This is a genomic window from Lactobacillus nasalidis, assembly GCF_016587775.1.
GTDB lineage: Bacteria > Bacillota > Bacilli > Lactobacillales > Lactobacillaceae > Lactobacillus > Lactobacillus nasalidis.
In genome coordinates, this window is the sequence record NZ_BOCG01000667.1 from 1 (window position 1) to 335 (window position 335).

At 50.1% G+C, this 335-nt stretch carries 1 rRNA gene; it reads left to right on the top strand.

From position 1 onward, the window contains the following. Positions 1-19: 19 nt before the first annotated feature. A 23S ribosomal RNA gene (locus lacNas_RS12735) occupies positions 20-335 on the top strand; the annotation flags it as partial.

Below are 335 nucleotides of genomic sequence, written 5' to 3' on the forward strand. Positions count from 1 at the left end.
GAAAGAACGAAACTTGTTAGGTCAAGTGAAGAAGGGCGCACGGTGAATGCCTTGGCACTGGAAGCCGATGAAGGACGCGACTAACCGCGAAAGTCTTCGGGGAGCCGTAAGTAGGCTTTGATCCGGAGGTCTCCGAATGGGGGAACCCAGCATGTGCAGACATGTTATTCATAAGTGAATACATAGCTTGTGAAAGGAACACGCAGTGAACTGAAACATCTAAGTAGCTGCAGGAAGAGAAAGAAATTCGATTTCCCAAGTAGCGGCGAGCGAACAGGAAAGAGCCCAAACCGGCAGATTTATCTGCCGGGGTTGTAGGACTGAGTCATGGCACT